This window comes from Pseudomonas costantinii (genome assembly GCF_001870435.1).
Classification (GTDB): domain Bacteria; phylum Pseudomonadota; class Gammaproteobacteria; order Pseudomonadales; family Pseudomonadaceae; genus Aquipseudomonas; species Aquipseudomonas costantinii.
Genome location: NZ_MDDR01000065.1, coordinates 200,402 through 214,270, shown reverse-complemented (window position 1 = coordinate 214,270; position 13,869 = coordinate 200,402). Strand labels below are relative to the sequence as shown.

The following is a 13,869-nucleotide window of genomic DNA, read 5'->3' as shown; positions in this document are numbered from 1 at the left end:
GTCCGGCAAACCGAATAGGGGCGAGGATGGTGTTCGGAAAACCGAATGCCTGATGGGGCGTGATCATTCCCACGCAGAGCGTGGGAACGATCTAGTGTCCAGCGATCAGAACGTGTAGTCGGCCGATACAACCGCTGAGCGCCCATCGCCGGGTACCGCCCAACCGTTGTTACGGATGCGGGTCAGGTACTCCTTGTCGAACAGGTTGTTGACGTTCAACTGCAGGTTCAGCTGTTTGTTGACCTTGTAACCGAGCATCGCGCGCTGCACCGCGTAGCCGGGTGAGGTCGGTGCCCCGGCGGCGCTGGCCAGGTACTGTTTGGTTTGCGCCGTTATGCCATAGCCAACCTGGAAGTCGTATGGCAGGTCGTACACCGTCCAGAGGCTTGCCGCATGTTTGGGCGTGAAGGTGAGCGGTTCGCCTTTCTGCACGTCGACGCCGGTGGTTGCCAGGGTGTAATCGCTGGCACTGCGCAGCACTCGGGTGTCCAGGTAGGTGTAGTTGGAGAAAACCCTCCAACTGTCTGTGAGCGCACCGCTCAGACCCAGTGCCACACCATCCGCACGTGCCTTGCCGTCGAGGGTTTGCGTGCCGCTCAAGTTGCTCGGGTCGTTACTGGCGACTTTGTAGTTGGTGCGGTCATTGCGAAAGATCGCGCCCGTCAGCGACAGGGCATTGTTGAAGAAGTCCCACTTGGTGCCAATTTCATAGCTGACGGCGGTTTCAGGGGCGACGTTGCAGTTGTTGGTGGCCGCACTTGAGGTTTTGGCCACGGTGTAGCAGCCGCCATTGACGCTGGCTTGCGACGGCGTCTTGCTGTTGCCGTAGGCGATATAAAAGCTACCGTTTTCCACCGGTTTGTAGACCAGGGCCGCGCGGTAGGACACCAGATCATCGGCTTGGCCGTAGCGCACGCCGGGTGCTTCCACGCCGGTGCTGGAGTAAGCATTGGTCACCGAACTGCCGGCGTTGTGCTCGTAACGCAAACCACCATTGATTTCCCATTGTGGGTTCAGCTTGAGCGTGTCAAAGATATAGGCGGCACGGTTGTTTAACTCGCCATCGATGTGGGCCGCGCGGGTGAAGTTAACGGGCCCCGACCAGTAGGAGTTCGGATCGCTGTAGCTGACCGGTGGTGGGGTTATCGTGCTGCCGTTGCTGTTAGTCAGCCATTTTCCGGTGTCCGCCTCATATTCTTCGCGGCTGATGGCGATACCGGTCACCAGCGTGTGGTCGATGAAACCTGTGCTGAAGTGGCTGGTCAGGTCGGTCTGGTTGGTGAACATCTTGTTCTGGGTGTTGCGCTCGTTACCCAGTGATCCGCCGGTTGGCTGGAAATAGCCTGGGGCCAGGCCTGCGGTACACGGGGCGCCGGTTATCTGGGTGCCGCTGGCCAGGCAACCGGCCTGGGCGCCTTCGGGACCTGAAGCGCGCAGATACTGGCGCACGCGCTCGATGCGGCTGAAGTTACGGATGGACACTGCGTCGTTGAAGTCGTGCTCGAGCTTCAGGCTGAACGCATCCGAGGTGATTTGCTGGTCGTTGACGTTGTGATAACCGTAGTAATCACTCCAGCCCACGCCCGGCATAGGCTTGCCGTTGTAGATCGGGATGCCGTATTGCGGCGTGTTGTCATCTTTCTGATGCTCGTAACTGACGGTGACGCGTGTCGGCGTGCCCAGGCCAAAGGCGATGGAGGGCGCAATGCCCCAGCGAGAATAATCTTCATAGTCGCGGCCCGGCACATCGTTACCGTGGGCCATCAGGTTCAGGCGAAACGCGGTGGTGTCGTTGAGGGTCTGGTTGGTGTCCAGGGTGGTGCGCTTGTAGTTATCGGTGCCGATGCCGGCGCTGACGGTGGTTTTGTCACGCAATTCCGGCTGCTTGCTCACCAGATTGATGGTGCCGCCGACCGCACCGGAACCCGAATACACCGAGCTTGCGCCGCTGACGACTTCGACCTGTTCCAGGTTGAAGGGGTCGGTGCGGCTGTATTGCGCGCTGTCGCGCACACCGTCGACGTAGATGTCGCCACTGGCGGAAAAACCGCGCAGGTTGATGCTGTCGCCATAACCGCTGCCGCCTTCGCCGGCACCGAAGGTGATGCCGGGCACAGTGCTGAGCACGTCACGCAGGGTCAGCAGGTTCTGGTCGTGAATAACTTCCTTGGGCACCACCGTGATTGTCTGCGGCGTGTCGCGCAGGGCTTCGGTGTATTTGGGGGACGAAGGAGCCACAGGGTTGTAAGCGCTTTGGCTGGGCGCCTGACCTTCAATGCTGGTCGCGCCGAGCTGAATCACACCTGTGCCGTCATCTGCAGTCTCCGCTGCATAACTGAATCCTCCTTGCGCAGCCACTGCCAAACCCACCGCCGACGCGAGCAAATGCCGCGATGAAAGGGGGGCAGAACTGATCCCGGTAGCCATTGAGTATTCTCGTGTGAGTGAAAGTGAGAGGTGATCGTAATTGATAAGTGATCTCAAATGCGATAGTTTGTAACTAAATAATTCATGAAGCTTTTGCGGTCCTGGATCGCCATGTGGGGCACGTATGCAAAGTGGGCAATCAGGCAGTGATGTGTCTGAAATCGGCGACAACCCTCGCGCCTATGCGCGCTGGGTCATGCATGCGGCGCAACTTGGCGATGTCGACGCGCAAGCGACCCTGGCCCAGCTGTTGCTCGACGGCCGTGGCATCCAGAAGGACGAGCCGCTGGCGTTGAGCTGGTTTCGTATTGCCGCGCTGCAGCGCCACCCGATGGCGATCAACATGGTCGGGCGCTGTCTGGAGAACGGCTGGGGCTGTGAAGTCGATCTGACCGAGTGCGCCAGGCATTACCGGCAAGCCGCCGATCTGGGATTGGATTGGGGCTTGTACAACTATGGCCAACTGCTGACGCGCGGGCGCGGTGTGGAGCGCGACCTTATCGCCGCGTTTGCGCTGTTCGGTCAGGCCGCGGCAAAAGGGCATGCCAAGTCGATGAACCTGCTGGGGCGCTTTCACCACGAAGGCGTTGTAGTGCCCAAGGATGTGCAAGTGGCGCGGCAGTGGTATCAGCGTTCGGCTGAGGCCGGGGATTTTCGCGGGCAATACAACCATGCCGCCGAGTTGGTGGAAGCGGGCGATGAGGCCCAAGCCTGCGTATGGCTTGAGCGCGCCCTGACAACCGCGACGCCGGGTTTCCTGCAGGCGGCTTACCCGGTGCTGTTGGGCTCGGCTTTCAGCGCGATCCGCGAAATGGGCCTGCGTTATCAGTGCCAGGCGCTCGAGGCATAAAAAAGCCCCTGGACCTTTCGGTGCAGGGGCTTTTCATTTCGGCCTTATCAGGCCGCTTCAATCTTTGCGCGGTTTTGCTCAACCTTCGACAGGTAACGCTGCACGTTTTCTTGTTCCTGCGGTGTGGTGAACAGGCCAAGCTTGGTGCGGCGCCACAGCACGTCCTGGGGCTGGGTCGCCCACTCTTCTGCGCACAGGTAATCGACTTCGCGGGTGTAAAGGCCACCACCGAGGTGCTCGCCGAGGTCCGCGAGTGACTGAACGCCTTCCAGCAGGCGCCAGGTGCGGCTGCCATAGGTGGTGGACCAACGACGGGCGATCTCGCTTGGCACCCAGTCGAACTTGGCACGGATGGCTTCGGCCAAGGCCTCTGGCGTGCTCATGTTTTCGCCACCAGGCAGGCTGGCCGTGGCCGTCCAGCTCGGGCGCATCTGGGTGAAATACGGCGCCAACTGCGCCATCGCCGACTCGGCGAGTTTGCGGTAGGTGGTCAGCTTGCCACCGAACACCGACAGGATCGGTGCTTCGCCATTACCACCGGACAGCGCCAGGGTGTAGTCGCGGGTGATGGCCGACGGGTTATCCGACTCGTCGTTGCACAGTGGGCGTACACCGGAATAGGTGTGGACGATATCGGCGCGGCTCAACTGCTTCTTGAAGTGCGCGTTGACCACATTGAGCATGTAGTCGGTTTCACCTTCGGTAATCGTTACCTTCGCCGGGTCACCGGTGTATTCACGGTCCGTGGTGCCGATGATGGTCAGGTCGTTCAAGTAGGGAATGGTGAAGACGATGCGCTGGTCTTCGTTCTGCAGAATATGTGCGTGGGCGCCCTCGTACAGCTTTGGCACGATCAGGTGGCTGCCCTGGATCAGGCGGATGCCGTAAGGCGAATCCAGCTTCAGGTCATCCTTGATGAACTTGGCGACCCACGGACCGGCGGCATTCACCAGTGCTCGGGCGCGGATCGAGAACAGGCTGCCATCGGCACGCTCCATGTTCATTTCCCACAGGCCGTTGCTGCGGTGCGCGCTGATGCAACGGGTCTGGGTGTGGATGTGCGCGCCTTTTTCGCGGGCGGCCATGGCGTTAAGCACAACCAGGCGGGCATCGTCGACCCAGCAGTCGGAGTATTCGAAGCCTTTGGTGATTTCGCTTTTAAGCGGGCTGTCAGGTCCGAACTTGAGGCTTTTGGAGCCGGCGAGTTTTTCGCGCTTGCCCAGGTGGTCATACAGGAACAGACCGGCGCGGATCATCCACGCAGGGCGCAGATGCGGACGGTGAGGCAACACGAATCGCATCTGCTTGACGATGTGCGGTGCCTTGGCCAACAGCACTTCGCGTTCGGCAAGGGCTTCGCGCACCAAGCGGAATTCGTAATGTTCGAGGTAACGCAGGCCACCGTGGATCAGCTTGCTGCTGGCGGAGGACGTGTGGCTGGCCAAGTCGTCCTTTTCGCAAAGGAATACCGACAACCCGCGACCGGCTGCGTCTGCTGCAATGCCAACGCCATTGATCCCGCCACCGATTACGGCAACGTCATAGACTTCGGCAAGCGGTGGAGCAGGCAAGGTGGAAGGGTTCATCGGCTAGCCTCGCGATCTTTTTCGTCTTGGAATTCGAACATTAATGTTCATTTGCGAAAATGGTAGCTGATAAACGCGCGCGCAGCCACCCGACTTCGATTGAAAAAACTCATCGAAGGGCGGCGAAAGGAAAATTTGTGAACTGATAGTTCCCACGCCCCGCGTGGGAATTCAGCCCGTGACGCTCTGCGTCATAGAGCGGACGCGGAGCGTCCTGCGATGCATTCCCACGCGGAGCGTGGGAACGAGCAGGTCAGGCGCTACACGACTTCGAGGCGAACCTTATGCTGGTTCAACAGTTGCACCAGCGCCGGTACCGGCTGTTGATCGGTCACCAAACAGTCCACCAAGCTGATCGGTCCCAGGCGAATCATGGCATTGCGCCCGAATTTGCTGGAGTCCGCCGCCAGGATCACCTGGCGTGCATTGGCAATGATCGCCTGGGAAACCCGAACTTCCTGGTAATCGAAGTCCAACAGGCTGCCATCTTCGTCAATACCGCTGATGCCCACCAAGGCAAAGTCGACCTTGAACTGGTTGATGAAGTCGACGCTGGCCTGGCCGACCACGCCACCATCACGCCGCACATTGCCGCCAGTCAGCAACACATCGAAGTCGTCCTTGGCACTGAGCATGGTGGCGACGTTGAGGTTGTTGGTGATGATTTTCAGGTGATTATGATTGAGCAGCGCACGGGCGATGGATTCGGTGGTAGTGCCGATATTGATGAACAGCGAGGCGTGATCGGGGATTTGCGCGGCGATGGCTTCGCCGATGCGCTGTTTCTCATCGCGCATCTGGTCGGCACGCATGGCGTACGCGGTGTTCTCGACACTGGAGTCATAAGCCGCGCCGCCGTGGTAGCGACGCAGCAGATTGGCGTCCGCCAGTTGGTTGATATCGCGGCGGATAGTTTGCGGCGTGACAACGAATAGCTGCGCCATTTCCTCGATACTCACATAGCCGCGTTCGCGGACCAGCTCGAGGATTTGTTGCTGGCGGGGAGGCAGATTCATGGGGCGTCCTTTGGGCTGCCATACAAAAGTCGCCCATGATGACCCAGGAATCTGCTCCCTACCAGTTACAACCCAATGTGGGTCCGGCGGTTGGCTTATTCAGCGCCTTCGTGCGGTTCCCAGTCGCGGGTGCGGCTGACCGCTTTTTGCCAGCCGGCGTACAGTTTCTCTTTGGCCGTTTCTTCAAGCTGTGGTTCGAATTCGCGCTCGATGACGGCCTTGCCGCGCAGTTCGTCCAGGCTGCTCCAGAAGCCACAAGCCAGGCCTGCCAGGTAAGCGGCGCCGAGTGCGGTGGTCTCACGCATTTGCGGGCGTTCAACCTGGGTGCCGAGGATGTCGGCCTGGAACTGCATCAGGAAGTTGTTGGCAACAGCGCCACCATCCACACGCAGGGCTTTGAGGCGTTCGCCGGAATCCTGCTGCATTGCGTCCAGCACGTCGCGGGTCTGGTAGGCAATCGACTCCAGGGCTGCACGAATAATGTGATCTACACGTACACCGCGAGTCAGGCCGAACAGTGCGCCACGGGCGTAGGGGTCCCAGTACGGAGCGCCCAGACCGGTGAATGCCGGGACCAGATACACGCCGTTGCTGTCCTTGACCTTGTTGGCGAAGTATTCGGTGTCGGTGGCATCAGCGATGATCTTCAGCTCGTCACGCAGCCATTGCACGGTGGAGCCGCCGTTGAATACCGCGCCTTCCAGGGCGTAAGCGACTTCGCCACGCGGACCGCAGGCGATGGTGGTGAGCATGCCGTGTTTGGACTTCACGGCTTTGTCGCCAGTGTTCATCAGCAGGAAGCAGCCGGTGCCGTAGGTATTCTTGGCTTGGCCGGCTTCCACGCACATCTGGCCGAACAACGCGGCCTGCTGGTCACCGGCGATGCCGCCGATGGCGATGCCGCTTTTGGTGCGGCCGTAAATTTCCGAGGAAGACTTCACTTCCGGCAGCATTTCGCGCGGGATATCGAGGATTTCCAGCATCTTCGAATCCCACTCCAGCGAGTGGATGTTGAAGAGCATGGTGCGCGAGGCGTTGGTGTAGTCGGTGACGTGGGTTTTGCCGCCGGTAAATTTCCAGATCAGCCAGCTGTCGACGGTACCGAACAGCAGCTCGCCGTTGCGTGCACGCTCGCGGCTGCCTTCGACGTTGTCGAGGATCCACTTCAGCTTGGTGCCGGAAAAGTACGGGTCGGTGACCAGGCCGGTGGTGTCGCTGATGTATTGCTCGTGGCCGTCGCGCTTGAGTTGCTGGCAGATCTCAGTGCTGCGGCGGCACTGCCAGACGATCGCGTTGTAGATCGGGCGGCCGGTGACCTTGTCCCAGACTACGGTGGTTTCACGCTGGTTGGTGATGCCGATGGCGGCGACTTGGTCATGGTGCAGGCCGGCCTGGGCCAAGGCCTCGACCATGACCGCGCTCTGGGTGGCGAAAATTTCCATCGGGTCATGCTCGACCCAACCGGCTTGCGGGTAATGCTGGGCGAATTCACGCTGGGCGGTGCAGACCACATTGGCGTCGCGATCAAAGATGATCGCCCGCGAACTGGTGGTGCCCTGATCAAGGGCAATGATGTAGTTCTTATTCTGAATGTCGGTCATGTCGATTGCCTTGGACGGAAAATAAGGAAGTGAGTAATCAGCCTGGGCCGCAAAAGGGCAGTGGGGACCAGGCTGGCGCTATCAGGAAATATGCGTCTTGCCGTTGACAGCCGTGTCAGTTGTTTCAGCTATAGCAGGTGCGGCGCTTGGCAGATGACGGGCAATCAACCCGCGATAGGCCGCAGCACCGAGGCAGGCGCCAACAATTGGCGCGAAAATTGGAACCAGGAAGTAAGGAATATCGCGTCCGCCAGTAAAGGCTATTTCACCCCAGCCGGCGAAAAAGGTCATCAGCTTGGGCCCGAAGTCCCGCGCGGGGTTCATCGCAAAGCCGGTCAACGGGCCCATGGCGCTGCCAATTACTGCGATCAACAGACCGATCAGCAGTGGGGCCAACGGGCCGCGTGGCAGGCCGTTGTTATCGTCGGTCAGGGCCATGATCACGCCCATCAGGATCGCGGTAATAACCACTTCCACCAGGAATGCCTGGGCGGTGCTCAGCAGGGCATGGGGGTAGGTGGAGAATACCGACGCCAATTCCAGGCTGGCCTGGGAGCCGCGAACCATGTGATGGGTTTGTTCGTAATCGAAAAAAAGATTGCTATAGAGCGTGTACACCAAGGCGGCCGAGCAGAACGCACCGGCGATCTGGGCGAGGATATAGAAGGGCAGTTTGCGCTTTTCGAAATCAGCGAAAATGCACAGGGCGATACTCACCGCTGGATTGAGGTGAGCCCCGGAAATTCCGGCGCTCAGGTAGATCGCCATGCTGACGCCGACCCCCCAGATGATACTGATTTCCCACAACCCAAAGCTGGCACCCGCGACCTTGAGCGCAGCGACACATCCTGTACCGAAGAAGATCAGAAGCGCAGTCCCCAGGAATTCGGCCATGCATTGACTCGAAAGTGAAGGCTGTTGAAGAGCAGTTGTCATGGAAAACCTCGATTGTTGTTCTTGTTTGGCGCACAGCCTCAACGGGCTGTTGCGCGATTTTCACCGTGGCGAGGATCCCCATCCAGGACGCGGCTTACTGCTCGAATGCTGTAGGGCTATTTCTACTGTATTCGGAAACGAAAAAATATAGACAAGAATGACGGCTGTCAAAGGTCGAAAGTGAACCATTGGTCATTTTCGAACTATTGGTCTGGTGAATGATCACGCTTACCCCTGCGGGCACTCATTACAGAAGGGGCGCACTAGAGCGTTTTGCATGGGCTTGGCCTAGAATTGGCCCTCTGTTTGCCACGCCCGGAGTAGTCATGACCCCCGCACTGGACCTGTTGAAAAAAGTTCGCGCCGAACATCGCATTCACAGTTATGAGCACGATCCCAAGGCGGCTTCGTATGGCCTGGAGGCCGCGGAAAAATTGGGGCTCGACCCGGCACAGGTATTCAAGACCTTGTTGGCCAGCAGTGAGAAAGGCGAATTATTGGTGGCGGTGGTGCCGGTCGTCGGAAGTCTGGATTTGAAAGCGCTGGCCCACGCTGCCGGGGTGAAAAAAGTCGAGATGGCTGACCCGGCGGCGGCGCAACGTTCCACCGGTTACTTGTTGGGCGGCATCAGTCCCTTGGGGCAGAAGAAGCGTTTACGCACCTTTATCGATGAGACAGCGCAGCCGTTCGCGACGATTTTTGTGAGTGCGGGGAGACGGGGATTGGAAGTGGAGCTACCGGCAGCGGTGTTGGCTGAACATACTCAGGCCAAGTTCGCGCCGATTGGCCGAGCTTAAATTCACTTTTGACGACAATGTAAATCCAATGTGGGAGCGGGCTTGCTCCCACATGTTTAATCCGGTTTCTTCAGTTGGTGGGGCTGTAGCGGCGCACGCCGAACTCGGCATGAGGAATCTGCGCCGCAACGCTGCCTGAAGCCTGGAACAGCACCAAGTGTTCAGCGGCGACACGAATCCCCACATCCACACCGACCTGATGATCAGCATGACTAGGGAAGATCGATTCCAGCTGCGCCCCCGTCGGCAATTGCAGCCGGTACAGCGTCGAGGCGCCAAGGAAGGTTTTACCGACGATCCGTGCTTTCAACACGCTGTCCGGCGCGTAGACGATGTCATCCGGGCGCAGCAACACATCCACCGCGCCACCTATAGGCCAAGTATAGGCGCGATTGCCGCGCAGGTCACCGAGTTCGGTGTTGACCGATTCCGGCGAGCTCAATTGGCCACGAATGAAATAACCCTGACCGATAAAGCTGGCGACGTAAGGCGTCTGCGGTTCGTGATAGAGGTTGTAGGGCGTGTCCCACTGCTCAAGACGGCCCTCTTTGAAGACGCCTACCTGGTCGCTCACCGCGAAGGCTTCTTCCTGGTCATGAGTCACCAGGATCGCACTGGTGCCACGTGCCTTGAGGATTTCACGCACCTCATGGCTGAGCTTGCGCCGCAGTTCGCCATCGAGGTTGGAGAACGGTTCATCCAGCAACAACAGTTGCGGTTCCGGCGCCAGGGCGCGAGCAAGGGCGACGCGTTGTTGCTGGCCACCGGAAAGCTCGTGGGGGAAACGCTTGCCCAGGTTTTTCAGGTTGACCAGTTCCAGCAGTTCGGCGACCACTCGCTCTTTTTGCGGGTGCTTGCGAATGCCGAAGACGATGTTGTCGGCCACGCTGAGGTGGGGAAACAGGGCGTAGTCCTGGAACACCATGCCGATCCGGCGTTTCTCCGGTGCCAGGGTAAATCCGGCACTGGAGATCACTTCGCCGGCCAGGCTGATCTCGCCTTCGTGCACCGGTTCGAACCCGGCAATCGCTCGCAACGTGGTGGTCTTGCCGCAGCCTGAAGAGCCCAGCAGGCAACCGATGTCGCCGGCGTTGAGGTGCAGGCTGAGGTTTTGCACCACGCGTTGATCCTGATAGCCGCATGCCAAATTGCGCAGGTTCAGCAGTAATGGCTGACTCATGCGTGGTGATATGACGGCGGCACGAGGAATTCGAGCAAGGCCTTTTGTGCGTGCAGGCGGTTTTCAGCCTGGTCCCAGGCGACCGAGCGTGGGTCGTCGAGCAGGTCGACACTGATTTCCTCGCCACGGTGCGCGGGCAGGCAGTGCATGAACAGCACATCCGGCGCGGCCAGGTCGAGCAATGCGCGGGTTACCTGGAACGGCGCGAACAGGGCCAGGCGTTTGGCGGTTTCTTCTTCCTGCCCCATGGAGGTCCAGACATCGGTGCTGACCAGATGTGCGCCGATGACGGCGTCGCGCGGGTCGCGCACGACAGTGACACGATCGCCGGCCTGTTCGAGGAACCGGGCGTCAGGTTCGTAGCCTTCCGGGCAAGCGACGCGCAGTTGGAAATCGAACTGGATCGCCGCTTCTATATAACTGTTGCACATATTGTTGCCGTCGCCGATCCAGGCCACCGTCTTGCCCTGGATCGAACCACGGTGCTCAAGGAAGGTTTGCATGTCGGCCAGTAATTGGCAGGGGTGCAGGTCATCGGACAGGCCGTTGATCACCGGTACCCGGGAGTTGGCGGAAAATTCGGTCACGGTACTGTGGGCAAAGGTACGAATCATCACCGCATCGAGCATGCGCGACATAACCCTGGCGCTATCGGCGATCGGCTCGCCACGGCCCAGTTGGGTGTCACGCGATGACAGGAAGATAGCCTGGCCACCCAGTTGAATCATGCCGGCTTCGAAAGACACGCGGGTGCGGGTCGACGACTTCTCGAAAATCATCCCGAGCACGCGGTTTTTCAAAGGCTCGAACAGTACGCCGCGGTTACGCAGGTCTTTAAGCTCAATGCCTCGACGGATCACGCTGACCAGCTCTTCGGGCGTGCAATCCATCAGGGAGAGAAAGTGCCTTGCGCTCATCATTAACTACCTTTTTGCAACAGACCGCAGATACTCAAAGCCTTGTTTATTGTGACAACGGGCGAGACCTGCGGCGAAAGCCGCACGGGGCGACGAAATAGGGGAAGGCGCGATCTTATAATTAAATGTCGCGTCTTACCAATAGGGCTACGGTTTTTAAGGGTGTTCAAGAGGGGTGCAGAAGCGCTTTTGAAGACGATTTCCAGACAGCAGCAGGTCATTTGTACACTGGCGTTGAGATATTTTGCAATGCGCGAGGGCGGGTCCAGACCAGGCTGCGTCGGTTTCAGAGGCTGTGTGTGGGGTTTCTGAAACATTTGCTCACGCTTAGCCATGCCTTGGCCTGATGCCCGTCGATTCACGGCGCGAACGTTACTGGTGTCCATCCCTGTCGCGGCCCATAGTTGGGCCAAAGCCCTAATAAAGAGACTGGCCATGACCAAGACTCTCCACCACCGTGCCTGCCATCTGTGTGAAGCCATCTGTGGCCTGACCCTGGAAACCACTCAAGCCGACGACGGCAGTCTGGCGATCACGTCGATCAAGGGGGACGCGCTGGATACGTTCAGTCGTGGGCATATCTGCCCCAAGGCTGTGGCGCTGCAGGATATCCAGAATGACCCGGACCGCTTGCACCAGCCTATGTTGCGAGTGGGCAGCGAATGGCAACCGATCCCCTGGGATGAGGCCTTTGCGCTCGTCGCCGAGCGGTTGGCGGGCATTCAGGCCCGTCATGGGCAGAATGCAGTGGCGGTGTATCAAGGCAACCCTAGCGTGCACAACTATGGGCTGATGACGCACAGCAATTACTTCCTTGGCCAGCTAAAGACGCGTAATCGTTTCTCCTCGACCTCGGTGGACCAGTTGCCCCATCACCTCACCAGCCACCTGATGTACGGCCATGGCCTGCTGCTGCCGATTCCGGATATCGATCACACCGACTTTATGCTGATCCTGGGCGGCAATCCGCTGGCGTCCAACGGCAGCATCATGACTGTGCCCGACGTGGAGAAGCGCCTCAAGGCCATTCAGGCCCGAGGCGGCAAAGTGGTGGTAGTCGACCCACGGCGCAGCGAGACGGCGGCGATTGCCGACCAGCACCTGTTTGTACGCCCGGGAGGGGACGCAGCGCTGTTGTTTGGGATGCTCAACACCCTGTTCAGCGAGAACCTGACCCGCGACAGCCATTTGCCGGTTGAAGGCCTTGAGGATGTGCGTCGTGCCATCGCCGGGTTTACCGCTGAGACCATGAGCCGGCAGTGTGCAGTGCCTGCCGATCAGATCCGCCAGTTGGCACGGGATTTTGCTGCGGCGGACAAAGCGGTGTGTTACGGACGCATGGGCGTTTCGACCCAGGCGTTTGGCACGCTGTGCCATTGGCTGGTGCAATTGATCAATCTGGTCACCGGCAATCTGGATCGTGTGGGTGGCGCCTTGTGCACTACTCCGGCGGTGGATCTGGTGGCGTCGACTGGCGGCGGCCATTTCAATCGCTGGCAGAGTCGGGTGTCCGGACGCCCTGAATACGGTGGCGAGTTGCCCGTGTCTGCCCTGGCCGAAGAAATGCTCACCGAGGGCGACGGACAAATTCGCGCCCTGGTGACGGTCGCTGGCAACCCAGTGTTGTCGACACCTAACGGTCGTCAACTGGAGCAGGCCTTGGACGGTTTGGAGTTCATGGTCAGCATCGACCTCTATATCAACGAGACGACGCGATATGCCGACCTGATCCTGCCGTCCACGTCGGCGCTGGAAAACGATCACTACGACACCACATTCAATATGTTTGCCGTACGTAATGTCACCCGTTTCAACCGCGCGATTTTGCCCAAGCCCGAGGGCGCGTTACATGATTGGGAGATATTTGTCGGTTTGGCCAAGGCGTTTGCCGCGCAGACAGGCGTAGCGCTCAAACCGACTATGGCGCCCGCACAGATGATCGATTTCGGGTTGCGCGCCGGTGTGTACGGCGACGCCTCCAGTCATCAGTTGTCGGTGGCGATGCTGGCCGATCATCCGCACGGCGTTGATTTGGGGCCGCTTCAGCCTAATCTTACCGCACGCTTGAAAACCGCCAGCGGCAAGGTGCAGGCGGCGCCCGCAGTGATCCTGGCGGACTTGGCGCGCTTTGCGGCGCAGCCAGTCCCCGTGGCCGACGAACTGTTGCTGATCGGCCGCCGTCATGTGCGCAGCAATAATTCCTGGATGCATAACTATCACCGCCTGGTGAAGGGCAAGCCACGTCATCAATTGCTGATGCACCCCGATGACTTGGCCAGCCGACAACTGAGCGATGGCCAAAGAGTGCGCGTTAGCTCGCGCATCGGCATGATCGAAGTGGAGGTGGTGGCCAGCCTGGACATGATGCCCGGTGTGGTTAGCCTGCCCCACGGTTGGGGGCACGGTCGCCCAGGTGTTCAGATGACTATCGCCAGCGGCCAGCCTGGGGCGAGTGCGAATGACCTGACCGACGAGCGGCAGTTGGACGAATTGTCTGGCAATGCCGCGCTGAATGGCGTTCCAGTGCAGGTTGCCGCTGCATAAGGCCAGAGCACTGCG

Annotated in this window: 10 protein-coding genes; 3 read left to right on the top strand and 7 right to left on the bottom strand. The window is 59.5% G+C overall.

What is annotated here, in order from left to right:
• Positions 1–105: 105 nt before the first annotated feature.
• Positions 106–2,427 carry a TonB-dependent receptor gene (locus BFL40_RS31225; protein WP_071487554.1) on the bottom strand — a complete coding sequence of 774 codons (2,322 nt, stop codon included), beginning with the start codon at positions 2,425–2,427 and terminating at the stop codon, positions 106–108.
• Positions 2,428–2,551: 124 nt separating this feature from the next.
• Between BFL40_RS31225 and BFL40_RS31220 the strand changes: the two genes are divergently transcribed.
• Complete coding sequence (locus tag BFL40_RS31220) at positions 2,552–3,277, top strand: tetratricopeptide repeat protein (RefSeq protein WP_071487553.1); 726 nt, start codon at positions 2,552–2,554, stop codon at positions 3,275–3,277.
• 47 nt (positions 3,278–3,324) lie between these two features.
• On the opposite strand, the gene glpD is transcribed toward BFL40_RS31220, so the two are convergent.
• From glpD to BFL40_RS31200, 4 genes are all read right to left on the bottom strand, one after another.
• Positions 3,325–4,863, bottom strand: coding sequence for a glycerol-3-phosphate dehydrogenase (glpD, locus tag BFL40_RS31215; RefSeq protein ID WP_071487552.1), 1,539 nt, complete (start codon positions 4,861–4,863; stop codon positions 3,325–3,327).
• A gap of 260 nt (positions 4,864–5,123) precedes the next feature.
• Complete coding sequence (locus BFL40_RS31210) at positions 5,124–5,879, bottom strand: DeoR/GlpR family transcriptional regulator (RefSeq protein WP_010212755.1); 756 nt, start codon at positions 5,877–5,879, stop codon at positions 5,124–5,126.
• Between the two features lie 95 nt (positions 5,880–5,974).
• On the bottom strand, positions 5,975–7,480 hold the full coding sequence (gene glpK, locus BFL40_RS31205) for a glycerol kinase GlpK (RefSeq protein WP_071487551.1): 1,506 nt from the start codon (positions 7,478–7,480) through the stop codon (positions 5,975–5,977).
• Between the two features lie 81 nt (positions 7,481–7,561).
• A complete protein-coding gene (locus BFL40_RS31200; RefSeq protein WP_071487550.1) occupies positions 7,562–8,416 on the bottom strand; it encodes an MIP/aquaporin family protein in 855 nt (284 codons plus the stop codon).
• Between the two features lie 326 nt (positions 8,417–8,742).
• Between BFL40_RS31200 and ybaK the strand changes: the two genes are divergently transcribed.
• On the top strand, positions 8,743–9,213 hold the full coding sequence (gene ybaK, locus BFL40_RS31195; RefSeq protein ID WP_057021816.1) for a Cys-tRNA(Pro) deacylase: 471 nt from the start codon (positions 8,743–8,745) through the stop codon (positions 9,211–9,213).
• A gap of 70 nt (positions 9,214–9,283) precedes the next feature.
• Here ybaK and BFL40_RS31190 read toward each other — a convergent pair whose 3' ends face one another.
• Positions 9,284–10,393, bottom strand: a complete 1,110-nt coding sequence (locus BFL40_RS31190; protein ID WP_071487549.1) for an ABC transporter ATP-binding protein — start codon at positions 10,391–10,393, stop codon at positions 9,284–9,286.
• Positions 10,390–11,310, bottom strand: coding sequence for an ornithine carbamoyltransferase (gene argF / locus BFL40_RS31185; RefSeq protein ID WP_071487548.1), 921 nt, complete (start codon positions 11,308–11,310; stop codon positions 10,390–10,392). Before argF ends, BFL40_RS31190 begins: the two co-directional genes overlap by 4 nt.
• 435 nt (positions 11,311–11,745) lie before the next feature.
• On the opposite strand from argF, the gene BFL40_RS31175 reads away from it, so the two are divergent.
• On the top strand, positions 11,746–13,854 hold the full coding sequence (locus tag BFL40_RS31175; RefSeq protein ID WP_071487546.1) for a molybdopterin oxidoreductase family protein: 2,109 nt from the start codon (positions 11,746–11,748) through the stop codon (positions 13,852–13,854).
• Positions 13,855–13,869 lie beyond the last annotated feature (15 nt).

Coding starts and splice junctions, on each gene's coding strand:
- BFL40_RS31210 (WP_010212755.1), bottom strand. CDS start 5,879: ATGAATCTGCCTCCCCGCCAGCAACAAATCCTCGAGCTGGTCCGCGAA.
- BFL40_RS31175 (WP_071487546.1), top strand. CDS start 11,746: ATGACCAAGACTCTCCACCACCGTGCCTGCCATCTGTGTGAAGCCATC.
- BFL40_RS31200 (WP_071487550.1), bottom strand. CDS start 8,416: ATGACAACTGCTCTTCAACAGCCTTCACTTTCGAGTCAATGCATGGCC.
- argF (WP_071487548.1), bottom strand. CDS start 11,310: ATGAGCGCAAGGCACTTTCTCTCCCTGATGGATTGCACGCCCGAAGAG.
- glpK (WP_071487551.1), bottom strand. CDS start 7,480: ATGACCGACATTCAGAATAAGAACTACATCATTGCCCTTGATCAGGGC.
- BFL40_RS31225 (WP_071487554.1), bottom strand. CDS start 2,427: ATGGCTACCGGGATCAGTTCTGCCCCCCTTTCATCGCGGCATTTGCTC.
- BFL40_RS31190 (WP_071487549.1), bottom strand. CDS start 10,393: ATGAGTCAGCCATTACTGCTGAACCTGCGCAATTTGGCATGCGGCTAT.
- glpD (WP_071487552.1), bottom strand. CDS start 4,863: ATGAACCCTTCCACCTTGCCTGCTCCACCGCTTGCCGAAGTCTATGAC.
- ybaK (WP_057021816.1), top strand. CDS start 8,743: ATGACCCCCGCACTGGACCTGTTGAAAAAAGTTCGCGCCGAACATCGC.
- BFL40_RS31220 (WP_071487553.1), top strand. CDS start 2,552: ATGCAAAGTGGGCAATCAGGCAGTGATGTGTCTGAAATCGGCGACAAC.